We start from the raw sequence: 24,925 nt of genomic DNA, 5'->3' as shown, positions 1-24,925 counted from the left end.
AAAGTTTAAGCCTCTATTCCTCTTGTTCAATGTTCACGACTCACCCCAGTTTGTACTTGCCACAACCCTGCATAAATACCTTGTTTTTCTAATAGTTGTTCGTGGGTTCCTTGTTCGACAATTTTTCCAAATTCCATCACATAAATACAATCTGAATGACGAATGGTGGACAAGCGATGGGCGATCGCAATAGTCGTTCTTTGGGTGGTAATTTTTTCTAAGGAACGAGCGATCGCGGCTTCGGTTTCGTTGTCTACGGCTGAGGTTGCTTCATCTAAAATCAAAATCGGTGGATCTTTTAAAATTGCTCTAGCAATGGCAATTCTTTGGCGTTGTCCTCCCGATAATTTCTGACCCCTTTCTCCCACAATAGTATCATAACCTTGATACAAGTTCTCTATGAATTCATGGGCTTCTGCTAGTTTAGCTGCTTGCATTATTTCGGCATCTGTAGCATTAGGATTTCCATAGGCAATATTCTCTTTGACGGTTCCATGAAAAAGAAAGACATCCTGACTGACTAAGCCGATGGCTTTACGTAAATCTCCTAAAAAGATATCTTGAATATTGATATCATCTATGGTTATTTTCCCGTGATCAATTTCGTATAATCTGAGTAATAATTTCACTAAAGTGCTTTTTCCTGAACCCGTGGAACCCACCACACCAATCCGATGACCGGCTGGTATTTCTAAGGATAAGTTTTTAAGAATCGGATGACCTTCTTGATAAGCAAAGGTAACGTTTTCAAGTTTCACTTTCCCTTGTACGGTTTCTGTGGGTAACGCAATGGTTCCCGTATGAATCCTTAAGGGGGTATCTAATAAGTTCATTACCCGATTTGTCGAAGCCATTGACCGTTGATAAAGGTCTAAGGTTTGACCTAATCTTGTTAATGGCCATAGTAATCGTTGGGTCATAAACACTAAAACACTATAAGTTCCTACCGCTAATTTACCATCAACGGCTTCCATCCCGCCATATAATAAAATAGCAGTAAATCCAGCTAATATAACAATTCGTATTAAAGGAACAAAAGCTGCACTAAAGGCGATCGCTTGTTGATTACTCTTTCGATAAGCTTGACTATCTTGCCGTAATCTGTCTAATTCATAGGCTTCTGTGGTAAAACTTTTAATGGTTGTAATTCCACTAATATTGTTAGATAAACGACTATTTAACAAACTTACTTTTTCCCTAACATCAGCATAACGAGGGGCTAACAATTTTTGAAACCGAATCGAACCCCATAAAATAAAAGGAATGGGTAACATGGCCATCCATGCAGTTCCTGGGGTGACAATAAAAAAAGCTGCACCGATAATAATAACGGTGGTAATGACTTGTAATATTTCATTGGCACCGTTATCTAAAAAACGCTCTAATTGATTAATATCATCGTTTAAAATTGATAAAAGTAGTCCTGTATTTCTTTCTTCAAAATAGGCAAGTTCTAATTCTTGTAAATGACCATAAGCATGAAGTCTTAAATCATGTTGAATATTTTGAGCTAAATTACGCCATAATCGCTCATACATATATTGGAATAAAGATTCTAATCCCCAGACAATAATAGATAGAAAAGTTAAAATTAATAATTGTACAAAAACATCTTTAAACCCTAACTGTGCGATTAAAGAATCTTGTTGTTTAACGACGACATCAACCGCAGCACCAATAATTACAGGGGGGGCTAAATCAAAGATTTTATTAATAACAGAACAAGCGACAGCTTTCCAAATAAGAGGACGATAGGCTTTTGCATATTCAAAAAGCCTTTGCATAGGATGTTGATTGGTTTTTCTTTTCTTGATTTTTGGCATAATTTTCTATTTCTAAATTCTAAATTCTAAATTCTAAATTTGACATGATCTTCTAGTTTGAGTAATTTCTGGTTCTTGCCAAGAAAATGCAAAATGACTAATCGATTTTAGTTGCGGAAATGCTGTACGAATAGCCTTCATTTGGGTTTCTAATGCTGGCCGGTTAGCTTCAGCTTTTCCCCAAGATCCGGCGATCGCAGGTGTAATTTTTGTTTGCGGTGAAGCCATCTGAAACACTCGTTTTACCTGTTCTACAATACAATTAGCATCTTTGCATAAACCATAGGCCATCGGATGAAACTCTAGAGAAGCAGAAAACTGATCCCATGCTTGCAAACGGGAGTCAAACCCCTTTTCTCCCACTAATCGATTACCATCAGGAAAGAACACAGCCCCGGCCTGAATACCATAGCGTTTAACGATTGATTCTGCAAAGGAAACAAAGTTAATGACACCTTGGGCTGCATGGGCAACCACTAAATACCAGATTTCGTCTTTTATGCGTTGATATCGGACGTTTAGGGGTTGATTGAAGGCTGTCTCTGATGTGGTGCGACCTTGCCAGAGGGGAACGGTTTCGTTAGGATACAATTGATCCACTTCTTTGATATCGTTAACGGTTAGATAACCTTTGGTAACGTAGCGATGAATGAGATCCCGACCTTTATTATTCATGGCGCGATTATATAATGCTTGCAGAGATGCCGAACTATAGATCCATAAATCTTTGACCTTTCCTGCTACGGAGTGGGTTCCGGTTCCTCTAGGATAGCGTACATAGTCGAATAATACGCCATCTGGTCGCCGTTTAAGGACTGCTTCTAATAAGCGATAATAGTCCGTTTGGGCCTGACGGTTATAGGGTCGACAAACGCCTGGGCCCCATCGTGAACATAACTGGTACTATCTTGTCCTTTGCCATTTCTAGCTAAAACCTGTTGGCGATCGCTTCTTTGGGCGTAGGCGTAACCAAAATTGAGGGTAAATAGCCACGCATACATTTTTAAGCCCCGTTCTCGTCCTTTTTTGATGGTTTGGGCTAATAAATCCACATTTTCGGCCCCTGGTGTCCTAATAACGGTATCCCAAGGGGTGGGGTTATCTGCGGGGGGTAGGAGTACCTGACTATTGGCAAAGGTTTCGATATAAACGGTATTATACCCTTTACTAACGATACGATCTAACACGGCATCAATGGAACCCGGACGCACGTCACAGGGGTATAATCGTAACCAAATAGCTTGTTCTTGGGGCCAAGTTTGTTGACGACAACGGCGTAATTCTAAGGCGTGTTTTTGGATTAAAGTTTGATAGGTTTGTTGTGCCTGGCGATCGCCTTTTAAAGCGTTTTTTAAGAGGTTTTCTTTTTGAGCGATCGCTTGGGGTGAAAGTTGACAATAATTGCTTGCTGTGGCTGTTTTTATGGAGGATAGAGGGAAAATACTGTTACTGAGGGTGATTAATAATCCTAGCATCGGATAGATTAATTTTTGAGAAAGCGATCGGCCTTTCATCTATTTTTACTTTCCAGCCTCATTGTAATGAATGGCTTTCTATCTTAACAAATTTTTACTCTAGCTTTAAAAAGCACAAATTATAATTAAGTTATTAATTAGGCATTTATTGAGTAAAAATAATGTCAGCTAATAAGAAGAAAATAGCTATTGTTTTAGTTCCTGGTTTGATGTTATTTCCTGGTTTTCGCACATCATCTTTAAGTTGTGGTATTTGGAATCAACTTGAACTTTGGCAACAAAGAAAACAAAAGAATGAGATATGCGAGCATAACTCAATTACTGCTCATTCTTGTCAAGAAAATAAATCTATTCATATTTATGAAATAGATTGGTCATCCTATATTGGTCATAGTCAGACATCTATTAATCCATTTTATCAAGCCTATTTGACTTTTACTCTTTTATGGAATTTGTTATGTAATATATTTAATTCAATTTTGAACTTTCTTAAATTAATTTTTAACTATTTTTGTAACTTCTTTTCGTCTTTTAGTGATAGCTTTGATAAAGTTCAAATACAGTTAGATTATCGAGTGTATATATGTTCTGCTTTTACCACTCCTTCTTCTCTTATTTATTTTATTTTTCTTCCCATCTTTTCTTTATATATATTGACGATTAATTTGTTTGTTATTTTTTCTATTCTTTATGAGTTTTTTGAAAAAATAACTATTCCTGTTATTCCACTTTCCAATGATTCAAACATAAAAGAAATCATATTTTATTGTTTAAAATTATTTTTTGAATTTGTTAACTATTTTTATAATTTTTGTGTATTACTAGCTGATTATTTTAAAGTAACTGATTTATTGAAATTGATTTTCAATGAATTACTTATCAAGTTTTTAAATATTTTATTAAATTTATTGAATTTTATTTTTCCTGATTTTTATGGACATTTACTACCAGAATCAGTTAAGCTACAAATATGTTCAGCAACTCAACCAATAATCTGTTCAATACCTTCAATGTCTTCTGATAATATAAAAAATAGTTTACTCATTATATTTATATTTTTGTGGATTGTTGGAGTAGCAAAATCAAAAGAAATTAATAAGGTATTAGAATTTTATCTATTTGTCAATAATTATTGTAGAAAAGAACTATTAAGAGTAAAAATAAGACTAAATCTTCTGAGACAAATAGATTCTATCTTCTTAAATTCAAATAATTATCAAGATATCATAATTATAAGTCACAGTTTTGGTAGTTTCTTAGCAACAGATTTACTCGCTCATATTGAATCTTCTAAAAAAATCAAATATTATTCCTTGGGAAATACTATAGGAACACAAGGAATTATTTATTATAATTTTGTTAATAAGATAGTTAAACAAGTAATCGAAAAATATGAATGGACAGATTATTATGCTTGTTTTGATTTCTTTGCCACTAAAGTTCCTATACTAAATAAGAAAAAATATCACCGATTTTCTCAAAAAATGATTAAGTATCCCCTAAAACTTCAAGACATAATATCTTCATTATTTACTACAAAATTTCATTTAGTTTATTTTCTAAAAAAGAGTAAAGTAAAAGACAAAAATCGTCAACAAAATCCTCTTGATGAAATTATGGATGATATTTATTCCAAAATAGAGTAATCAAATCTAAGATAGAGTAATCAAAACTATTTTTTAAGCAAAAAACTATCATTAATGTCAGCAATACTAGGACAACCACTTAAAGTCATGACCAACAATAATTCATCTTTTAATAACTCTAAAACATGATTAACACCCGCTTCTCCATTAACCGTTAAACCCCATAAAATCGGTCGACCAATTAATACCGCTTTTGCCCCTAATGCTAAGGCTTTAAATACATCTGTCCCTCTTCTAATACCTCCATCCATTATTATATCGACTTCATTTCTTACTGTTTCAACAATTTTAGGTAACGCTTCTAAAGTAGTTATTGCGCCGTCTAACTGTCTTCCTCCATGATTAGATACGATGATACCTTTTGCCCCGTTTTCTACGGCTAAACGGGCATCATCTGCCCTTAAAATGCCTTTTAAAACAATAGGAAGCTTAGTAATAGATTGTAACCACTCTAAATCTTTCCAGGTAAGACTCGGATCGATTTGTTGTTGAAAATAAGCAAATAATCCTGACTGATTACTACTATTAGGAATATCTAAATCTTTTAAAGTTACTAAATTCGCTAATTTTAACGGTGCAGGTAAAGTAAACTGATTCCGAATATCGATTTCTCTTTTTCCTAGCATCGGGGCATCTACTGTTACACAAATAGCTGTGTAACCTGCCTTTTCTGCTCTCTCAACTAATGTTTTGGTTAATCCTTTATCTTTATGAATATATAATTGAAACCATCTTAAATTATGCTCTTGACACGCGGCTACTTCTTCTAAACTGGTAGTTGATAATGTACTCAAAATGAGCAAAGTTTTTAAGTCAGATAATACTTTAGCAGTAGCTTTTTCTCCTTGAGCATGGGCTAAACATTGAAAGGCCATTGGTGCAACTCCAATAGGCATTGATAAGGTTTGACCTAATAGTTTTGTAGATAAATTAATCTCACTAACATCGACTAATACTTTAGGATAAAGTTGATAGTTATTGAAGGATTTTCTATTATTTTTTAAAGTAATTTCGTCTAATGCACCACTACTATAATAACCCCATGTCATTGAGGAAAGCTGTTGTTTGGCTAAGGATTCATATTCAAATAAGTTAATGGGTTTAATCATGAAAACAGAAACTAAAAAATCAATCAACTAAATGTTATCATTAAATAATAGCTTACCCTATTCACTATCTCATGGAAAATTAATATTTTTTATAGAAAAATTATAGATAAGCTAGAGTATTAATAGAAATATAAAGTTAATAATGAAACAAATTATCTGGGGAGGAATTACTCTCATTAATGATCAGTTTTTAACCCATTGGGGGGTTTATATTGAAGGACAAGTTATTATTGATGTCGATAGGTTTGAAAACTTAAAAAAACGATATCCTGACACTGATATTATTGGAGGAGAAAACTTATTATTAATTCCTGGTTTAGTTAATAGCCATGATCATGGCCGTGTTATTAGTCCCGTGGGATTTAATATTGATGATAGTTGGTTAGAATTATGGTTATTACAGTTAGAAAAATTGCCTAATATTGATCCTTATTTAGCTGCCAGTATTGAAGGAATTACATTATTAAAATCAGGAGTAACAACTGTTTCCCACAGTCATAATCCTAGAAATTGGGATAACCTGTATCAAGAAGCTTCAGACACCATTAAAGGTTATCAAAATGCTGGTATTCGTGTCGCTTTTCATCCTCCTATTGTTGATCAAAATTTATTAGATTATACTAACAAAGATCAGGTGTTAAGTTGTTTATCTCCCTCTTTATTACAACACTTTGAAAAATATCAAAACACTCCCCCAATTTCTAATCAAGATTATTTTGATATTTGTAGTCAATTATTTAATAATTATCATGACACTATCAATCATCAAGTTAAAATTCAAGTAAGTCCGGCTGGTGGACAATGGTGTAGTGATCAGTTAATGATTGAAGCAGTTGAATGGGCAAAAAAACACAATACTAAAGTGCAAATGCACCTGTTAGAAACTCAATATCAACGTCAATATGCTTATGAATGTTGGGGTAAAAGTTTTGTTAAACATCTAGAAAAATTAGGGGTTTTAGGACATTGGTTAACCTGCGCTCATATGGTGTGGATTGATGAATCAGATTTGTCTATTTTAGCCAATAAAAATGTTAAAATAGTTCATAATCCTAGCAGTAATCTTCGTCTAAGAAGTGGTATTGCGCCTATTGCTAAAATGTTAACAAATAATATTTCTGTTGGCATTGGATTAGATGGTTTAGGGTTAGATGATGACCAAGATTTTTTAAGAGAAATGCGTTTAGCTTGGACATTAATTAATCAACCAGGAATGAACTCTACTACCATTAAACCTGAAGAAATTTGGGCAATGGCAACTCAGAAAGGCGTAGAAATAACATTAGGAAACAATGTTAATATAGGACAACTAAAGAAAGGTAATTTAGCTGATTTAGTTCTTATTGATTATCAGCAAATACCCTTAAGACAAAGAGGATTTTGTCATAATTCTAAGCTTTTACGTTGGCTTTCTAAACAACAAGTAAAATCCGTTATGGTAGCTGGAAAATGGGTTATTATTGATGGGCAATGTCAAACCCTAAATGAAGCTGATCTCAATCAAGCTTTAGCTGATATTATTATGTCCATAAAAGATTAAGGTTCATAGGGTTTCATCTCATCAACTATAGGCATATTTTCTGGGGGTTGATAAGGGGTAAAATCTTCATCAAAAGGAATTTCTTCTGATGGTTGATAAGGAGGATTATCTTCAAATTCTGGTACAGTTTCTACTGCTTCATTAGGGGTAGCTGTTTCAACTGGAATAATAATTGGTGGAGGTAAATTAGGACTATTTGTTTCTGCTGGTGTGTTATTTTCTTGGGGTTGGTTGGGAACATTTGTTTCAACTGGAATAGTATTATTTTCTGGTTGATTAGGTATATTATTTTCCACAGGAACAATAATTTCTTGAGGTGGGTTAGACGGATTATTTTGACTTCCCCCCGGAACTTGGTTATAAGGATCAAAGTTTTCATTTCTGGGGATTTGATAAGGTTGAAATTCATCAACTCTAGTGGTATTTTCTGGAATTCCAGGTGTTTCTAGAGTCGGTAAGGGTAGGGGTGGAGGTGAAGGGGGAAGGGTTTCTAATTTTCTCTCAGCAGGATAGGGAAATAAGGCTAAAAATTTCTCTTGTCTTTCTACTTTAGATTCTGGTGCATAATTCCATAAACTATCATAAAAAAAGAAAGAAACCCCTAACCCATTTTGTTTCGCTGCTAAAACTTTTTGTTGTATAAAGTCCATATCAATTTGTCGATTTCTTAACCCTGTTAAAATACCAATACCTGTGGGTATTTTTTGCCTTGTTTCTTTAATTTCTGGTTTTTCTATTTGTCTAACAAAACTCTCTAAATCTGGCCGATAAACTTGGACAACGATTTCATCTACAAGATCCTGTTTTACCCAAGTAAACCAATCTTGTAAAGCACCTTGATAAGCGGTATCATAAGGGTTAGGAGAAACGGAAAAAATAGCATTACTTTTCTTGGCTTTTATCGCTTGATTCAATTGAGAAACATAGGCTGTTAATTTATCAGCGCGCCATTTTAACCAAGCCGGATCTTCGTGGTTAGCAGGGGGATCTTTTTCTGTTTCTTTTTTATATAAATTAACTGTAAATTGATCGTAACCTAATTCACTAGGTAAGCTTAAATGATCATCAAATTGAATCCCATCCACATCATATAAGTCCATCACTTCCATCACTAAAGAAGTAATAAATTTCTGCACATCGGGACGAAAGGGGTTCAACCATACTACCTCGCCAGCTGCGCTGATGGTGGTTTGAGTACCGTCTCGTTTCTGAGTCAACCATTGAGGGTGTTTTTTGGCTAATTCTGAACTGGGTGGGGCCATAAACCCAAATTCAAACCAGGGTAACACTAATAAGTCTTTAGCGTGTGCTTTGGCGATTAAATCTGTCAAGGGATCTTGTCCTTGAAAACCCTTATGAACAAAAGGTTGTATTCCCTCTCTTTCTGCGATCGCACTAGGATATAGAGTATAACCGGAATTCCAGACCACCGGATACACTGTATTAAAATTAAGACGGGATAATTGAGCAATCGCTTCTTCTAGTTTGGGTTGGTCCAGTAACGTCTCGGTGTCGTTGGTGGTTAACCAAACGCCTCGAATTTCTGTTTTAGGAGGAGAAAAAGCAAATAAAGGATGACTGAGTAATAGAACACTGAAAAAAGTAGCTAAAAATAATTGTAAAAAGCGAGATTTAAAAATAGATTGCCAAATTTGATTAAAAATAGACCATCTCATAAGCAGGTAATATAAGTGTGAGTCGAATTATTCTATAGTTTAGCGATCATATTAATGTAAATGGGATAATTATCATAATTTAAGTTTCTTATTGTTAATTACATACACATAAAAGCGTCGCTATATGTCAGAAAGTTCTTTAGTCCTTGCTTATTGATAAAATTTTTCCCCTATTAAAAAGGGTTAAGATTGTTTTGACTCTCCTTAACTAGAAAAAACGAATAGATTTTATAGTTAATTAACATAGAGTTTAACTGCTTCACCAAAAGGAATTTCATTTAAGTTTAGTCCTCCTGGAGTAATTACCCAAAGCGTCGGTAACTCAGGTTTACTATTAGGAAATGTTCCATAACCATCGGTTAAATAAACACAAACACCTTCTAGGTTAGGATCGCGATCTTTTTCTACTTTTTCAAAGAAGGGAATAAAAGAGGTTCCTCCACCCCCTTGAGGTTTAGGAATGGTTTGATTTAAAGTAAGAGAAAAAGGTCCATAAACATCTGCATCAGCATAATATAATTCACATTTAACATGAGGATATGACCCTAAAATTCCTACAACTTCACTTAAAAATAAGTGTAATTCTTGATCACCAATAGAACCACTGGTATCAACACAAACAAAGACTTGAACCGATTCCCCTGCTACCGTATCTAAATATAAACCTCGACTAATAAAACGGCGATCGTAACCTTGAAAATCAGTAGGAGTTTGTACTAAATATCTCCATAAATAACTACGCCAATCAATTTGCGATTGAGAGATTTCTTGTAATTGTCTTTCAATTCCTGCTGGTAATATTCCTTGATTTTTTGTTCTTTGAATTAAAGTTGCTTGTTGCATAGCATTATTCCAGTGTGACTTTAATTGTTCTTTTTGTGCTTGATTTAAACTATCCAATTGATTACTTTTTGTATTATTATTTTCTTGTCCAGAATCTTTAGAATGACTTGAACCATCACCTTGACAGTCTTCAGGAGGTTGGGATAATAAATCAGGGTTAGGTAATTTGCAATCATAAGAATTTTTAAGTAATAAATCATAGATTTCTTCAACGCTCATTTTTTCCCATTCAGGTTTACGAATGCTTTCTTCTGGTAATTCAAATAACCCTTGTTCAACAATCAACTCATTAACAACAATATCAGCAGCAATATTCCATAGATTAGCTTCTCTATGTCCTTTTCTCATATTATGTAGTAAAGCAGCATGAAGTAATTCGTGTAATAGTAATCCGTCTTGTTGTGCTTTGGGTAAAGATAATAGAAAATCAGGGTTAAAATAGATATCTTTGCCATCGGTTGCAGCAGTAGCAATACAATAAGAAGGTCTATAATTAGCAAAGAGTGACAAAGTAGCAAAGAAAGGTGATTTCATGCGAACTCTAAGACGAGATGCACTAATGATTTTTTCAAAGTTTTCAGTCATTTTAGTAAAGTTTAAATAAGCAATTTATTATTAATTTTTAGGTTAAGATTTACTTACAGATTACACAATTATATCAATTCTCAAAACTTATTAGGAACTTAAGTCGTCATTGCGAGGGGTAAGATAAACAGTAAGCTTTGACTTTTACTAAAAATACCCCGAAGCAATCTTTCTAGTTATTTCTGAGAACTGGTGTTAGTATTTTATGATACACTTTTATATATTTTTAGACTTTTTTATGTAATCTTATCTCTATAAGATTCTAGATTTTTTTGAGCAGTTATAGATACTGATTCGTCAAGATCGTTAACTAATTTTTCTAAAATTTTAACGGGTGTATTCTTGTTATAAGCAACTGAATAGCGAACATTCTTATCGGAATCAGTTGCTAATTTTTCTAAAATACTAATAGGCGTATTTTGGTGATCAGCGATCCTTTGACGAATACTATTATCTTGATCATTAGCTAATTTTTCTAGAATTTTAACAGGTGTCTTTTCAAGACAAGCTATATCGTAACGAATATACTTATAAGGATCAAAGGCTAATTTTTCTAAGACTTTAAGAGGTGTATTTTCGTGAGTCGCAACATAATTACGAACATACTTATCAGGATCAGTAGCTAGTTTTTCTAATACACTAGCAGGTGTATTTTTATTAGCAGCTACAGCATGACGAACATTATTATCGGGATTATTAGCTAGTTTTTCTAATACACTAGCAGGTGTATTTTTATTAGTAGCTACAGCATGACAAACATACTCATCGAGACTATCAGCTAGTTTTTCTAATAAACTAACAGGTGTATTTTCATTAGTACCTACAGCATGACGAACATTCTCATCGGGATCAGTAGCTAGTTTTTCTAATAGATTAGCAGGTATATTCTTATTAGAAGCTACACCACAATTAACATAGCTGTAGGGATCAGTAGCTAGTTTTTCTAATAGATTAGCAGGTGTATTTTTATTAGAAGCTACAGCATGACGAACATTCTTATCGGGATCAGTAGCTAGTTTTTCTAATAGATTAGCAGGTGTATTTTCATGAGAAGCTACAGGACGACGGACATTTTCATCGGGACTATTAGCTAGTTTTTCTAATAAATTAATAGGTGTATTTTTATTAGAAGCTACAGCATGGCAGACATTTTTACGAGGACTATTAGTTAGTTTTTCTAATACATTAACAGGTGTATTAGAATTAAGAGCTACTGCTGAACGAATCCAATAATCTGAAGCTTCAGCTAATATTGTTAATAGTTTAATAGGAGTATTGGGATTTTCAGCTAATAATACTGTGAAGTTGTTGTGATCAAATAAAGGATTATTATCTTCTAATAACCAAAAATCAATAATAGGATTATTGGCTAGTTCTTGAGGAAATTTACTACCCAATTCTATTAAAATTTCTGTTGGTGTATTTGGATTGCTAACAACAGCCTTGAGAATATTCTCATTATTATGTTCTGCTAATTTATTTAAAGTTTCTGGGGAAGTATTAATATTTTGAGCAACTAAATGAGCTAATTCTGGAATATTTGCTAATTCTGCTAATCTTTTCGGCGAAGTGTTTTCATTAATTGCTTCTTGTTTTAAAACAGAAAAATTTTCATTCATAATTAAATCAATCTTGATAATGATTAATTCAAGGGCTTAATATTATTAAGCCCCTACAAATTGGAGAATTATAATAGTCCCATTAACTCTTGATAATCTTTGAAAAATTGCTTTAATTTACTATCTTTTTGCACCAGTTGGGCTAATTTTCCTAACTGTCCTTTTACCCGTAGTTGCCGAAATAAATCAGTTGCATAGAGTTGTACCCATTCAGCAGTGGCTTTATCGGTTAACCAGCGAAACCCATTGTAAGCTTCATTAACATCTTTTGCTCTCACCGTTAACCCAATAGTCGTGGCATAACGCACCGAAGGTTCAGAAGAAAAAGCAATATGTTGACCATTTCCGGCTAAAATTTCACTAAGATCTGGTAAATTTTTGTATAAACTAACAAACGCATTAAACTCTGCTGTTGCTGCTTCTCCTACCGCCGGCGCAATATCTAAGTTAACCTGATGGAGAGAACTGGCCATTTCCCAAGAACGAGGAGACGGCCAAGCAGCGTTTTGAGGGTCAAGATGGTGTAATAAAGGGGTTCGATAGGACAAAAAGGCAATAATTTGTTCATGAAAGTCATTTAATAAGGCATAGGCTTTAAAACTCTCAAAATCGACCGCTACATTGAGATGCAAAAAACGATTTGCTAACGGAGACGGCATGGCAAACACAGAAGCCCGGTCCTCTTTACGGTTCCCTGCAGCCCAAATAAACCAACCCTCCGGCACTTGATACGCCCCCACTTGTCTATCTAAGATTAATTGTTGCGCTACCCCTTGCATAGCTGGAGGAGCCATATTAAGTTCATCTAAGAAAAGAATACCTTTCCCTTCTCTGGGGAGAAACTCCGGGGGATACCAAGTTGATAACCCTTGAGGGGAGTTATTGGTTTCGGCAATAGCAACTGGTAAACCCCTTAAGTCTGTGGGGGCCAGTTGACTTAAGCGTAGGTCAATAAACTCTAGTTGATTATTCTGGGCAACTTGAGAGACAATGCTAGACTTGCCAATACCCGGCGCACCCCAAATCATGGTACTAATGTAAAGATTATGGGTAACAAGGCTTTCTAGATAGGTTTTTAGGGCTGTAGGGGTCATTTTACGGTTGCCTTATCGGGTGCGTAGTTCGATAGTCGTTTCTTTAATAACTACGTCGTAATGACCATAAAAGTTTTGTCCCAAGAGTCCAATGGGTAACGATGGGTTAATAGCTACCTGTAGATTAGACGAACTGAGTTCCCCTGCTTTAACTGAAGATACTGTACTTAAACCAATAGGAACCACACCCCCTGCGGTTTGGGAAAACGCGCCGGCTTGAGGTTTTAAACCCATCGCGTCAGCCATATCCGTGCTAATAGTAATGCCACTAGCCCCAGTATCAAACAACATTTCAAAGGTATGTTGCCCATTAAACGTGACATCTACTACAGGAATACCAGAATGTCTGCGTTTGATAGGAACCGTAAATACGCCAGTTTGAGGGGATACAGAAGGTTTAGAAGAACCGCCACCCCCACAAAGATGACCGAGATCAATATTTTGCCCATTAGCCCCTTGCAAAAAACAAGATTGTTGTGCTTGAGTTGGCACAAAAGAGGAAGCAAATACCATCCCTGTGACGACAATACTGGTACTCAGAATTTGTTTAATAGCCATAATAATCAATAACTGCTAGAGGGGTTTATGGTTTAATATGCCCAAAACCATAATGATAATTTACACAATACGTTATCTTATAATGATTGCTTGACTGTGATAAGTATCACATTTAACCAGTGATCAAAATCATGCTTTTAAGGAGAATTTTTAACAGCGATTTGGGAATACTTGATAATAAATTTTATTTTAGACCTTATCAACCAATGAAAATCACTCTTACCCTGTTGACCACTTTTGTTTCTGCTAGTGTAATTATGGCAGGTTCAGCGACTGCTCAAGATTATTCCCGTAGTAGTTCCCGTAATTTTAATAATTGTGATTATGGTAATTATATGATCACTACTAATGGTGGTTGTGTTGATTTATCTGGGGATGATTCCAACCGTTATAATTTTTATGAGCAGAAGTTTTTCACCGCTTTAAAAAATGTAGGAATTTCTATTAGTTACGAAACTTGTGAAGCCGGTTTATTAGGATATTATCAGCCTGATTATAATCGAATGACCATGTGTCAAAATAATCGACAGGATTTTAACCTTTATATTGAAACGTTAGCCCATGAAAGTTGGCACGTTGTACAAGATTGTGCTGCCGGGTTAGATAATGGAGTCGTTGTGCCGATTATGAATGCTGATTCCTCTACCTTTCGCTCTATTTTAGCCAGTTTAGGGTCAGCAGATTGGGAAACGTTAAATTTGTATGACCCCCAAGATTTACCCTATGAAGGGGAGGCCTTTTTAATGGAAAAACATCCCGATAAAGTGTTACAAGCTTTAAATAACTGTGCTGCTAGACGTTGACAGTGACCAGTTAACAGTGATCAGTTAAATTGATTTATCACTGATCACTGAATAACTGATAACTGATTGTTAATCTTGTATATATTCGGTTCCCTGAATTAATGCCATTTCTGCCTTCATAAATTCTCGGCCTAAATAAGCAGCATGATCGAACATTGTGATGGGACACTGTTGATTTTCTTCGATGACTTTAATACATAATTCTTTCGCACTGCGTCCAGTAAAAAGGGTTTGGGCAGTGCGATTACTTTTACCCCTAGCTGCGATCACTTCTCCGGTTTCTGGGTCAACAGCTAGTCCTTTTTCATTAATAATATTGGTAAAATGTTTAGCACAAATAAGCTCATTTTCTCGGTCGATATAAATAATAAAATATCCTCCTGGATCAAGAGCAATAGGACGTTTGGAGAGTTGATCATCAAGTTTTTTAATGGTTTGTGCTAATTCGTTCATAACATTTTTTGATGTAGATTTACCGAATAATTATTAATTCTTCATTGATAAATTAAACTGCTCCATAATGACTGTTACTGGTAACAATACCTGAATAAACAAAACCTTTTTCAGCATCGACCGTAATAATTGCTCCTTGTCGGATGGTTTGGGTTGCCTCTTTGAATCCCACAATCACAGGAACCCCCAACCGTAAACCAATCACAGCAGCATGACTGGTTAAACTGGATTCCTCGGTAATAATCCCAGACGCTTTACGCATCATATCCACAAACTCGGCGTTGGTTCCAGGAACCACTAAAATATCCCCAGGTTCAAAATTACCTAATTCTCTGGCATGATGGCCGATTCTAGCTCGTCCACTCGCCGAAGCCTGGCCAACGCCCACCCCCTTTCCCAGGATAGCCTTGACCATTTCGACTTTAATCAAATCCGTTGACCCTGCCACCCCTTGGAGGGTTCCAGCGGTCATTACCACTAAATCTCCATCTTTGAGTAAATGATTTTCTTGAGCCACATTAATGGCCGATTGGAAGGTTTGAGTCGCTGAGGCTAAATCCAGAACCAATAAAGGTTTAACCCCCCAAACTAACTGTAATTGTCGCGCCACATCCACATGGGGAGTCACCGCTAAAATAGGGATTTGAGGTCGGAATTTAGAGACATTACGCGCCGTTGAACCGGTTTTTGTCAAGGACATGATGGCCGCTGCATTGAGTTCTTGAGCAATATGACTAACCGCCGAAGAAATGGCATTGGTAATCGACTGTTTTTCCTCGGATATCATTTTAGTGGTTGTGGGTTCCTTTTCAATGCGTTCAGCAATGGTGGCCATCGTAGCCACTGCTTCGACGGGATATTTACCGACGGCGGTTTCATTGGATAACATGACCGCATCAGTGCCGTCTAGGATAGCATTAGCCACATCAGACACTTCAGCACGGGTAGGACGAGGGTTACTGGCCATACTGTCCAACATTTGCGTGGCGGTAATGACAGGAATGCCCAACTTATTGGCCGTAGCAATTAACCGTTTTTGCAGAATAGGAACATCTTCGGGAGGTAATTCTACCCCTAAGTCTCCTCTGGCTACCATAACGCCGTTACACAAAGCCAGAATTTCTTCCATATCTTCGATCGCCTCATGTTTTTCTATTTTGGCGATGACAGGCACATTTTTTCCTGCATTAGCAATAATTTCTTTAATTTCAAGAATATCTTGAGGATTTCTCACAAAACTCAAAGCAATCCAGTCCACCCCTTGATCTAAACCAAACATCAAATCTTGTTTATCTTTATCAGTTAAGGCTTTAACGGATAAATAAACCCCTGGAAAGTTGACCCCTTTACTATCGGATAGGACACCCCCAACCACAACCCGACAATGAAGGTCTTTATGCTCTTTATCCACTCGTTCAACCTTCATTTCGACTTTGCCATCGTCCATTAAAATTCTGGCTTGTTCAGGCACTTCTTCGGATAGGTATTCGTAGGTGATAGAACTAATGGTTTGATTACATTCAACTTGACGACTGGTCAAGATAAAAGGGTCTCCCGGTTTAAGAGTAATCGGTCCATTGACAAACTTACCCAAACGAATTTTGGGACCTTGTAAGTCTTGTAAAATGGCAACCGGTTGATTCAACTCAAAAGCCGTTTGACGAATGAGGCGAATACTATGTTGATGATAGTCATGATCACCATGAGAAAAATTGAGTCGTAGGGTTGTCGCCCCGGCTAAAATTAATTGACGTAAAATTTCTTTATTTTGAGTAGCAGGGCCGATAGTTGCTACGATTTTGGTTCGGCGAGCCATAGAAGAAAAGGACATAGGGAGTTAAATTTAGGAGAGAAACGATCAATATACAAGAAGTCAGAAGTCACCAAAAAGAGACTATCTTAGCCTCTGATTCAATATCTATAACGAACATTTATCAAAATAGGGTCTTTACTTAGGATCTCATGAATGGTTACTTTGAGTTAGAAAATTTGCTATTTTTTTAGGGATCATTGGAATCTCGACCCTCAAAAACTAGAATCCTCTAGCAAAATAAATAACTCAAGGGGTTGGCCAAAACTCAAACCAAGGGTAAGTTAATATTAATTTCAACTTTGAACTTGTAGACTGCATGAGAATCTTAGTCACGGGTGGTGCTGGTTTCATTGGGTCCCATCTCATTGATCGCTTGATGGCACAGGGACACGAAGTCCTCTGTTTAGATAACTTTTATACCGGCCACAAACGGAACATTCTTAAGTGGTTCGGTAATCCTTATTTTGAATTGATCCGACACGATATTACGGAACCCATCCGTTTAGAAGTGGATCAAATTTATCATTTAGCTTGTCCGGCTTCTCCGATTCATTATCAATATAATCCCGTCAAAACCATTAAAGTTAATGTGTTAGGGACCTTGTATATGTTGGGGTTAGCTAAACGAGTGAATGCACGTATCCTCTTAGCTTCTACCTCAGAAGTCTACGGTGATCCCGATGTTCATCCCCAACCAGAAGAATATCGCGGTAACGTTAGTTGTACGGGGTTACGGGCTTGTTACGATGAAGGAAAACGGGTGGCTGAAACCCTCGCGTTTGAATATCATCGAGAACATAAAACCGACATTCGAGTCGCTCGTATTTTTAATACCTACGGGCCGAGAATGTTAGAAAATGATGGTCGGGTTGTGAGTAATTTTATCGTACAAGCCCTGAAAGGAACACCCTTAACGATCTATGGGGATGGCTCTCAAACCCGCAGTTTTTGCTATGTTTCTGATTTGGTTGAAGGGTTAATACGTCTGATGAATGGGGATTATATTGGACCTGTTAATTTAGGAAACCCTGGGGAATACACGATTTTAGAACTGGCTCAAATGATTCAAGGAAGGATTAATCCTGACGCTGAGTTAGTTTATAAACCTCTACCCCAAGATGATCCTAAACAAAGACAACCCGATATTACAAAAGCAAAAACTTATCTGGGTTGGGAACCGACAATTGCTTTAAAAGACGGTTTAGAATTGGCTATTAAGGATTTTGCAGAACGGGTGTCAAAAAATAGTTAAACTGTCTTTTGATAGCTTAGTTTAAAAGACTTCTAACTCATAAAATGATGTTGTTGTATCATCCCTAGAAAGTCTGGCTTTAAACAATATAAATTTAGAGGATAAAGTTTATGCGCGTTTGTGTCATTGGAACTGGTTATGTTGGCTTAGTGACTGGGGTGTGTCTGTCTCATATCGGCCATCATGTTATTTGTATCGATAATAATGAGGAAAAGGTCAAACTAATGAAGTCGGGCCAGTCTCCGATTTATGAACCGGGCCTATCTGAATTAATGCACAGTTGTATGGAATCAGGCCGTTTAGAATTTACCTCGGATTTAGCAGCCGGTGTTGAACACGGAGAAATCCTCTTTATTGCGGTGGGAACCCCTGCCTTACCCACCGGTGAAAGCGATACCCGTTACGTTGAAGCAGTGGCGCGAGGTATCGGAGAAAATCTAAACGGTGGTTACAAGGTCATTGTTAATAAGTCTACCGTTCCTATCGGTTCCGGGGACTGGGTAAGAATGATTGTTATGGATGGGTTGGCTAAACGGGAAGACTCTCCGACTCATGTGGAGTTTGATGTGGTTAGTAACCCGGAATTTTTACGGGAAGGTTCAGCCGTTTATGATACCTTTAACCCCGATCGCATAGTTCTCGGTAGCAACAATGATAAGGCGATCGCCATGATGCAAGAACTTTATCAACCTTTGGTAGACCGGAAGTTTGCTGATGATCAAAGCTTACCGCCCGTTCCTGTGGTGGTAACGGACTTAAACTCGGCAGAAATGATCAAATATGCGGCCAATGCGTTCTTAGCTACTAAAATTAGTTTTATCAACGAAGTGGCCAATATCTGCGATCGCGTTGGGGCCGATGTGACTCAAGTGGCCGCTGGTATCGGTTTAGATTCTCGTATCGGTAACAAGTTCTTACAAGCCGGTATCGGTTGGGGTGGATCTTGTTTCCCGAAAGATGTTCTCGCTTTAATTCATACGGCTAACGATTACAATTACGAGACAGAATTACTCAATGCTGCGGTTAGTGTTAACAAGCGTCAGCGATTAATTGCCGTTGAAAAACTACAACAAGAATTAAAAATCCTCAAAGGAAAAACCATCGGTTTATTAGGATTAACCTTTAAACCTGATACCGATGATATGCGCGATGCACCGGCTTTAATCATCATCGAACAGTTAAACCGTCTCGGTGCAAAAATTAAGGCGTATGACCCGATTGTGTCTCAATCTGGGTTAAGTCACGGTTTATCTAATGTCCTCATTGAAACAGACGCAGAAATGTTAGCCGATAGCTGTGATGCGTTGGTTTTAGTCACCGATTGGAAGGAATTTTTAAGCCTTAATTACGGAAAAATGGCTCAAGTCATGGCTAACCCTGTGATTATTGATGGTCGTAATTTCTTAGATCGCTCGAAGTTAGAAATGGCTGGTTTCCATTATGTGGGAATTGGACGTTAATTAATCTTTCTTTATTTAATATTAAGTTAGTGAGTAGGATATGTTTATTACTAAGATATTCTACTCATTTTTTTTATAGCCCTACGTATTCAGTTTAGGACATTTCCTAATCCTGAAACCTTTTTACAGCTTACCCTTGCCACCCCCTCTCAATACTACGCAGGTTAAGCTCAAAACCCTGGTTGAAACTGCAAGGGAGACGAGCGACCCCGGTCGGGTTCCCCGACAAGCGTGAACGCGCGAGGAGAAGGGAGCTTTCTTGCGGGGGAGAAAACCGAAAATCCATCTCCGAAGCTCCTTACTCCCTGCTCCTCTGCTTACTTTAAAGAAAAGTCAAAATCCAAAACCTACGCAGTATTGCACCCCCTCTAACTCCCCCTTTTGATAGGGGGAGAATCCTTGCCACCCCCTCTAACTCCCCCTTTTGATAGGGGGAGAATCCTTGCCCATTCCAAGCGTGCGTAGCACTATAGTATTGATGAAAATCACCCCATCAAATCCATGTCTGAACTAGAAAATAACATCCCCAATAATAATGAGCTTGCCCTGCAGCGCACTGATTTGGCGCACACTCGAACGGATTTAGCAGTACAAAGAAACGTTTTAGCCCAAACTCGCACTGATTTAGCTAGGGAACGAACCCGCGCTGCCCAAGAAAGGACGTTAATGGCCTGGATACGCACTTCCTTATCTATGATTAGCTTTGGTTTTGGAATTGATCGTTTTTTCAGCTATTTGAATAAAACTGGCTCCAAAACTGGCATTAATACTTTAACAGAAGAACGGGTGTTAGGGTTAAGTCTGATGAGTTTAGGAATCTTTGCCTTAGCTGCTTCTTTAGTGACTCATTGGCGGACGCTTAAGAATATTGAAGCCGAAGAATACCGATATGTTCCCCGATGGTCCCAAGGGTTTACGGTGGGAATTCTTCTATTATTTATTGCCCTAGCCGCTTTTATTCCTTTATTAACGGTTGATTTTAACTTAGCAGAAATTTTCACCCTAGATAGTCAAGTTATTCAAAATTTAATTGCTTTAAATATATTTCTGATTATGTTAACGATGGGGGTTAAAATCCCTTTAGCTGATTTGGTTTCCCTGAAAAACCATCCCCAATTTTTAGGGAAATCTTTGTTATCGGTTTTAGTTATTTTTCCTTTGATGGTTTCTGTTATTTTATCAGTTTTAAATCCAGGAAAAAATACGGCGATCGCTTTAATCCTTTTAGCCGCTTCTCCGGCACCCCCTCTATTAACCAAAAGAACTATTATGTCAGGGGGAAATGTTAGATTTGCTGCTAGTTTACAGGTCATTTTATCATTATTAGCGGTGATAGTGACCCCGTTGATCTTGTCTCTATTTTCATTGATTTTCTCTACTAATAATGAAACCATAGATTCTCTTTTAGTGGCTAAACAAGTGGCAACGGTTCAATTATTACCGTTAAGTCTGGGGTTATTAATTCGGAAACTATCGGCGGAGTTGGGTGAAGAAATTGGGGATTTATTACTCAATGTCGCTAATACCTTGTTCTTATTTGTTCTTATTTTTTCCCTTGGAATTAGTCTGAATCTTGTTCCTTCAGTCGGTTGGAAAACGATTGTTGATATTGCTTTAATCGTGATGTTAGGGTTAATAATTGGTCACTTATTAGGGGGAGTGGATGATAAGGTAGAAAGTCGTTCTACCCTAGCTACTGCTACTATTGCTCGTAATGTGGGTTTAGCCTTGTATATTGCTATTATTAATGGGGCAACCAATGCTATTCCTGGCATTGCTGCTTATGCAGTTTTAGGGGCTATTTTTGCTTTACCTTATAACATTTGGATTAAAAATAAAATTAATAATTAATCAATAATAACTAATCAAAAATGAGTGATAATTCTCCTAATTTTCAAACAGAATTAGCGAAACAACGTAACCGTATTGCAGCCGATCGCACTCTGTTAGCTTGGATTCGCACCAGTGTAGCTTTAATTGGGATTGGTTTTGGATTAGAACAAACCGTTAATCAACTTTATGTAGGAGTAGAAACTGATTCAAATGACTCTATCTTTCTCGTTAAACTATTTAGTTTATTGATTATAGGAACAGGAACTTTTACCATATTTATGGCATCCTTTGACTATCAAAATGAAATAAAGCGTCTGCAACAACCTGACTATTATTATACCCCTCGATACTCTTTAGGTATAATCGTGTCTGGAATATTGGTGATACTTTCTATTAGTATCTTTTTAACAATTTGGAGACAAGCTATTGTTAATTAAAATCATGAACAATTATGACACAAAATAAAATGATTGGTCCAACGAATGAATTAGCAAAAGAACGGAATCGCGCAGCCGCAGAAAGAACCATGACAGCTTGGATACAAAACTGTTTAACTTTAATTGGCTTTGGATTTGCTATTGACCAAATTTTCCAAGCTTTACAACAAAAATTTCCCGATAAAAGTCCATTAATCACCATACAATCAGCCCATTATATTAGTTTAGTTTTAATTGCTATGGGTATCGTTTTGTTAATCATTGCTATGATCCAACATTACTTTGAGGTACAATCAATTAAACGAGATGATTATTTCTTTTATCCGAGTCACTATCTCAATATAATTGTTGTTTCAGCGATCATTATTTTTGGTTTAATGTCTTTATTAATCATTTTTTTGGGTATTGGTTAAACGATTAACTATTAATTAAAATGAAAAATCCTAATCCTGGTACAGAACTAGCAAAAGAACGGAATCGAGCAGCCCAAGAAAGGACTTTAATGGCCTGGATTCGTACTTCTTTAACTTTAATTAGTTTTGGTTTTGGTATTGAAAGAATTGTCTCTATTCTTAATCAAAACTTAGGGGGAATTCCTAACCCTATTCGATTATCGAGAATTTTAGGTATTTCTTTTATTGCGTTGGGAACCTTTTCTTTATTAGCTGCTGCCTTTGATTATCGGCATCAACTTAAGAGAATTCAACAAAATGATTTACTTTATCAGTCTAGAAAATCACCAACTCTTATTGTCGCTTATGTTCTTGCTTTTTTAGGAATGATTGCTTTTTTGGGAATTCTTATTAGTCCATTTATTAAATAATGAGCTATGATATAGCAATCAGATTTCAGTTGTGAGAAAGGGGTTAACACTGTTAACCCCCTACCAATTCCTCTTGTAGAGACATAATATTATTATGTCTTAATTGCTTCTCATATATCATTCCTGATTGCTATATTTACATTAAATTTAAAATAATTTACTAATCAAAATAAATGATTTACAATAAGTTTATCTCTAAGAGTTTTTTAATTAGTTCTTGTCTGGTTTTATTATCAACTATCTCAGTTAACGCCCTTGAACCTGAAACCGATCAATCTTTTAAGTCATCTGCCTCAAGTTTTGAAGAAAATCTGAATGATCCCTTTTTATCAGGAAGTTTTCATTTTTAGTTAATTTTAGGTTAATAAAATTGCTTAGTTATTATACTTTTATAAAAAATAGTTTGAAGATTGATTGAGGTGTGCTATTTTGAGGGGCAAGCATTCACTTTTTAATCTTTTTTATGATGAAAACTAGAAAATCTATAGAGGTCAAGCGATCGCTTAAACCAATAATAAAAAGTTTATGTGCGATCGCCTTAAGTCTCACTTTTTTGTTAGTTGATAGCTTATGTTTCAGTCATATTGCTGTAGCACAAGTTTATGAACCGGCACCCGCATTAGTTGAAAGCATGACCACAGGAAAACCGAATATTGTCGTTATCTGGGGGGATGATATCGGTCAGAGTGACCTTAGCATTTATACTAGGGGTCTCATGGGCTTTAAAACCCCCAATATTGACCGAGTTGCCGAAGAAGGGATGTTATTCACCGACTATTATGGCGAACAAAGCTGTACCGCCGGCCGTTCTGCCTTTATTACCGGACAAAGCGTCTTTCGCACCGGTTTAAGTAAAGTGGGAATGCCTGGGGCCGATATTGGTTTACAGGAAGAAGATCCCACCATTGCCGAAATGCTCAAGCCTTTAGGTTATGATACCGCTCAGTTTGGTAAAAACCATTTAGGGGATAAAGACAAATTTTTACCCACTAATCATGGGTTTGATGAATTTTACGGCAACTTATACCATTTAAACGCAGAAGAAGAACCCGAACTCCCTGATTATCCCACACCCGAAGATTTTCCAGAGTTTCGCAAAAAATATGGTCCTCGCGGTGTCATTCATAGTTTTGCCGATGGACGCATCGAAGACACTGGCCCGTTGACCAAAAAGCGTATGGAAACCATTGATGACGACATCGCTAACCGTTCCGTCGAATACATCAAAAAACACGCCAACGCTGCTGAACCCTTTTTCATGTGGACAAACTTCACCCATATGCACTTTCGCACTCATACCAAACCCGAAAGTTTAGGACAAGCAGGACGATGGCAGTCTCCCTATCATGACACCATGATCGATCACGACAAAAATGTTGGTCAAATCTTAGACGCATTAGACGAAGCGGGACTCACAGACAATACTATCGTTATTTATAGCACCGATAACGGCCCCCACATGAATACCTGGCCCGATGCTGCGATGACCCCCTTCCGAGGAGAAAAAGATACCGGTTGGGAAGGAGCGTTTCGTGTTCCCTTCATGATACGTTGGCCGGGACATATTGAGCCGGGAACGGTTTCCAATGATATTGTCTCTCACCTAGACTGGATGCCGACATTACTGGCTGCAGCCGGTGACACTGAGGTTAAAGACAAACTATTGAAAGGCTATCGAGTCGGACGGAAAAAATTATAAAGTCCATCTCGACGGTTACAACTTCTTACCCTATTTAACGGGGGAAACAGAAGAAAGCCCAAGAGACGAGTATTTTTACTTTTCCGACGATGGCGACTTATTAGCCCTGCGTTACGATAACTGGAAAGTACACTTTGCTCAACAACGCAAAGAAGGAACATTAGCCCTTTGGGGTGAACCGTTTGTGGCCACTCGTATTCCTTGGTTATATAACCTACGCACTGACCCTTACGAAAAAGCGACGCTTACCTCCAATACCTATTGGGACTGGTATCTCGATCACGCTTATTTGTTACTACCGGCTCAAGGGTATGTGGGTCAGTTCCTTGAAACCTTTAAGGAGTATCCACCCCGTCAAGAAGCCGCTAGTTTCACCATTGATCA

The 24,925-nt window shown here is 36.9% G+C and carries 19 protein-coding genes and 2 pseudogenes; 11 read left to right on the top strand and 10 right to left on the bottom strand.

Features of this window, described 5'->3' with window-relative positions; translation table 11 throughout:
- Positions 1 to 26: 26 nt before the first annotated feature.
- Positions 27 to 1,823, bottom strand: coding sequence for an ABC transporter ATP-binding protein (locus C4E06_RS19440; RefSeq protein ID WP_107669887.1), 1,797 nt, complete (start codon positions 1,821 to 1,823; stop codon positions 27 to 29).
- 33 nt (positions 1,824 to 1,856) lie between these two features.
- A pseudogene (locus tag C4E06_RS29640) lies at positions 1,857 to 3,337 on the bottom strand (family 10 glycosylhydrolase).
- A gap of 122 nt (positions 3,338 to 3,459) precedes the next feature.
- Between C4E06_RS29640 and C4E06_RS19430 the strand changes: the two are divergent.
- Positions 3,460 to 4,944, top strand: a complete 1,485-nt coding sequence (locus tag C4E06_RS19430) for a hypothetical protein (RefSeq protein ID WP_198648836.1) — start codon at positions 3,460 to 3,462, stop codon at positions 4,942 to 4,944.
- A 26-nt stretch (positions 4,945 to 4,970) separates the two neighbouring features.
- Here the strand turns inward: C4E06_RS19430 and C4E06_RS19425 are convergent, their stop codons facing one another.
- Positions 4,971 to 6,053 (bottom strand): alpha-hydroxy acid oxidase, encoded by a 1,083-nt coding sequence (locus C4E06_RS19425; protein WP_107669883.1) that lies wholly within the window; start codon positions 6,051 to 6,053, stop codon positions 4,971 to 4,973.
- 142 nt (positions 6,054 to 6,195) lie between these two features.
- On the opposite strand from C4E06_RS19425, the gene C4E06_RS28200 reads away from it, so the two are divergent.
- Positions 6,196 to 7,593, top strand: a complete 1,398-nt coding sequence (locus C4E06_RS28200; protein WP_198648835.1) for an amidohydrolase family protein — start codon at positions 6,196 to 6,198, stop codon at positions 7,591 to 7,593.
- Here C4E06_RS28200 and C4E06_RS19415 read toward each other — a convergent pair.
- From C4E06_RS19415 to C4E06_RS19395, 5 genes are all read right to left on the bottom strand, one after another.
- Positions 7,590 to 9,269 carry a glycoside hydrolase family 10 protein gene (locus tag C4E06_RS19415; RefSeq protein WP_107669881.1) on the bottom strand — a complete coding sequence of 560 codons (1,680 nt, stop codon included), beginning with the start codon at positions 9,267 to 9,269 and terminating at the stop codon, positions 7,590 to 7,592. The genes C4E06_RS28200 and C4E06_RS19415 overlap by 4 nt on opposite strands.
- Before the next feature lie 234 nt (positions 9,270 to 9,503).
- Positions 9,504 to 10,697 carry a VWA-like domain-containing protein gene (locus tag C4E06_RS19410; RefSeq protein ID WP_107669879.1) on the bottom strand — a complete coding sequence of 398 codons (1,194 nt, stop codon included), beginning with the start codon at positions 10,695 to 10,697 and terminating at the stop codon, positions 9,504 to 9,506.
- A gap of 236 nt (positions 10,698 to 10,933) precedes the next feature.
- Positions 10,934 to 12,316, bottom strand: a complete 1,383-nt coding sequence (locus C4E06_RS19405) for a HEAT repeat domain-containing protein (RefSeq protein WP_107669877.1) — start codon at positions 12,314 to 12,316, stop codon at positions 10,934 to 10,936.
- Positions 12,317 to 12,384: 68 nt separating this feature from the next.
- The gene (locus C4E06_RS19400) at positions 12,385 to 13,410 is read right to left on the bottom strand and encodes an ATP-binding protein (RefSeq protein WP_107669875.1); all 1,026 of its coding nucleotides are present in this window, start codon (positions 13,408 to 13,410) and stop codon (positions 12,385 to 12,387) included.
- Positions 13,411 to 13,422: 12 nt separating this feature from the next.
- Entirely contained in the window at positions 13,423 to 13,968 is a 546-nt protein-coding gene (locus tag C4E06_RS19395) for a TIGR02281 family clan AA aspartic protease (RefSeq protein WP_107669873.1), read from the bottom strand.
- A 206-nt stretch (positions 13,969 to 14,174) separates the two neighbouring features.
- Between C4E06_RS19395 and C4E06_RS19390 the strand changes: the two genes are divergently transcribed.
- On the top strand, positions 14,175 to 14,771 hold the full coding sequence (locus tag C4E06_RS19390; protein WP_107669916.1) for a hypothetical protein: 597 nt from the start codon (positions 14,175 to 14,177) through the stop codon (positions 14,769 to 14,771).
- A 69-nt stretch (positions 14,772 to 14,840) separates the two neighbouring features.
- Here the strand turns inward: C4E06_RS19390 and C4E06_RS19385 are convergent, their stop codons facing one another.
- Positions 14,841 to 15,224 carry a DUF4346 domain-containing protein gene (locus tag C4E06_RS19385; RefSeq protein WP_107669871.1) on the bottom strand — a complete coding sequence of 128 codons (384 nt, stop codon included), beginning with the start codon at positions 15,222 to 15,224 and terminating at the stop codon, positions 14,841 to 14,843.
- Between the two features lie 52 nt (positions 15,225 to 15,276).
- Positions 15,277 to 17,055, bottom strand: a complete 1,779-nt coding sequence (gene pyk, locus C4E06_RS19380) for a pyruvate kinase (RefSeq protein WP_107669869.1) — start codon at positions 17,053 to 17,055, stop codon at positions 15,277 to 15,279.
- Positions 17,056 to 17,353: 298 nt separating this feature from the next.
- Between pyk and C4E06_RS19375 the strand changes: the two genes are divergently transcribed.
- From C4E06_RS19375 to C4E06_RS19345, 8 genes and pseudogenes are all read left to right on the top strand, one after another.
- The gene (locus tag C4E06_RS19375) at positions 17,354 to 18,289 is read left to right on the top strand and encodes a UDP-glucuronic acid decarboxylase family protein (RefSeq protein ID WP_107669867.1); all 936 of its coding nucleotides are present in this window, start codon (positions 17,354 to 17,356) and stop codon (positions 18,287 to 18,289) included.
- A 110-nt stretch (positions 18,290 to 18,399) separates the two neighbouring features.
- Positions 18,400 to 19,749 carry a UDP-glucose/GDP-mannose dehydrogenase family protein gene (locus tag C4E06_RS19370; RefSeq protein ID WP_107669865.1) on the top strand — a complete coding sequence of 450 codons (1,350 nt, stop codon included), beginning with the start codon at positions 18,400 to 18,402 and terminating at the stop codon, positions 19,747 to 19,749.
- A gap of 501 nt (positions 19,750 to 20,250) precedes the next feature.
- Positions 20,251 to 21,600 carry a DUF202 domain-containing protein gene (locus tag C4E06_RS19365; protein ID WP_107669863.1) on the top strand — a complete coding sequence of 450 codons (1,350 nt, stop codon included), beginning with the start codon at positions 20,251 to 20,253 and terminating at the stop codon, positions 21,598 to 21,600.
- A gap of 20 nt (positions 21,601 to 21,620) precedes the next feature.
- Positions 21,621 to 22,019, top strand: coding sequence for a YidH family protein (locus C4E06_RS19360; protein ID WP_107669861.1), 399 nt, complete (start codon positions 21,621 to 21,623; stop codon positions 22,017 to 22,019).
- Between the two features lie 14 nt (positions 22,020 to 22,033).
- On the top strand, positions 22,034 to 22,432 hold the full coding sequence (locus tag C4E06_RS19355; protein WP_107669859.1) for a YidH family protein: 399 nt from the start codon (positions 22,034 to 22,036) through the stop codon (positions 22,430 to 22,432).
- Between the two features lie 20 nt (positions 22,433 to 22,452).
- Positions 22,453 to 22,842 carry a YidH family protein gene (locus C4E06_RS19350; protein WP_107669857.1) on the top strand — a complete coding sequence of 130 codons (390 nt, stop codon included), beginning with the start codon at positions 22,453 to 22,455 and terminating at the stop codon, positions 22,840 to 22,842.
- 173 nt (positions 22,843 to 23,015) lie between these two features.
- Positions 23,016 to 23,192 (top strand): hypothetical protein, encoded by a 177-nt coding sequence (locus C4E06_RS28195; protein WP_198648834.1) that lies wholly within the window; start codon positions 23,016 to 23,018, stop codon positions 23,190 to 23,192.
- Between the two features lie 281 nt (positions 23,193 to 23,473).
- Positions 23,474 to 24,925, top strand: a pseudogene (locus tag C4E06_RS19345) (arylsulfatase); the annotation flags it as partial.

Origin of the sequence: Cyanothece sp. BG0011, assembly GCF_003013815.1 — a bacterium.
Lineage (GTDB): Bacteria > Cyanobacteriota > Cyanobacteriia > Cyanobacteriales > Microcystaceae > Crocosphaera.
Note: the sequence above shows the minus strand (reverse complement) of the source record. Positions and strands in the feature narration are given on the sequence as shown.

Bases quoted from the DNA above. Each gene is read 5' to 3' on its own strand.
- C4E06_RS19395 (WP_107669873.1), bottom strand. From the start codon at position 13,968: ATGGCTATTAAACAAATTCTGAGTACCAGTATTGTCGTCACAGGGATG.
- C4E06_RS19385 (WP_107669871.1), bottom strand. From the start codon at position 15,224: ATGAACGAATTAGCACAAACCATTAAAAAACTTGATGATCAACTCTCC.
- C4E06_RS19390 (WP_107669916.1), top strand. From the start codon at position 14,175: ATGAAAATCACTCTTACCCTGTTGACCACTTTTGTTTCTGCTAGTGTA.
- C4E06_RS19430 (WP_198648836.1), top strand. From the start codon at position 3,460: ATGTCAGCTAATAAGAAGAAAATAGCTATTGTTTTAGTTCCTGGTTTG.
- C4E06_RS19410 (WP_107669879.1), bottom strand. From the start codon at position 10,697: ATGACTGAAAACTTTGAAAAAATCATTAGTGCATCTCGTCTTAGAGTT.
- C4E06_RS19350 (WP_107669857.1), top strand. From the start codon at position 22,453: ATGAAAAATCCTAATCCTGGTACAGAACTAGCAAAAGAACGGAATCGA.
- C4E06_RS19370 (WP_107669865.1), top strand. From the start codon at position 18,400: ATGCGCGTTTGTGTCATTGGAACTGGTTATGTTGGCTTAGTGACTGGG.
- C4E06_RS28195 (WP_198648834.1), top strand. From the start codon at position 23,016: ATGATTTACAATAAGTTTATCTCTAAGAGTTTTTTAATTAGTTCTTGT.
- C4E06_RS19415 (WP_107669881.1), bottom strand. From the start codon at position 9,269: ATGAGATGGTCTATTTTTAATCAAATTTGGCAATCTATTTTTAAATCT.
- C4E06_RS19355 (WP_107669859.1), top strand. From the start codon at position 22,034: ATGACACAAAATAAAATGATTGGTCCAACGAATGAATTAGCAAAAGAA.
- C4E06_RS19400 (WP_107669875.1), bottom strand. From the start codon at position 13,410: ATGACCCCTACAGCCCTAAAAACCTATCTAGAAAGCCTTGTTACCCAT.
- C4E06_RS19360 (WP_107669861.1), top strand. From the start codon at position 21,621: ATGAGTGATAATTCTCCTAATTTTCAAACAGAATTAGCGAAACAACGT.
- C4E06_RS19425 (WP_107669883.1), bottom strand. From the start codon at position 6,053: ATGATTAAACCCATTAACTTATTTGAATATGAATCCTTAGCCAAACAA.
- C4E06_RS19365 (WP_107669863.1), top strand. From the start codon at position 20,251: ATGTCTGAACTAGAAAATAACATCCCCAATAATAATGAGCTTGCCCTG.
- C4E06_RS19375 (WP_107669867.1), top strand. From the start codon at position 17,354: ATGAGAATCTTAGTCACGGGTGGTGCTGGTTTCATTGGGTCCCATCTC.
- C4E06_RS19405 (WP_107669877.1), bottom strand. From the start codon at position 12,316: ATGAATGAAAATTTTTCTGTTTTAAAACAAGAAGCAATTAATGAAAAC.
- C4E06_RS19440 (WP_107669887.1), bottom strand. From the start codon at position 1,823: ATGCCAAAAATCAAGAAAAGAAAAACCAATCAACATCCTATGCAAAGG.
- pyk (WP_107669869.1), bottom strand. From the start codon at position 17,055: ATGTCCTTTTCTTCTATGGCTCGCCGAACCAAAATCGTAGCAACTATC.
- C4E06_RS28200 (WP_198648835.1), top strand. From the start codon at position 6,196: ATGAAACAAATTATCTGGGGAGGAATTACTCTCATTAATGATCAGTTT.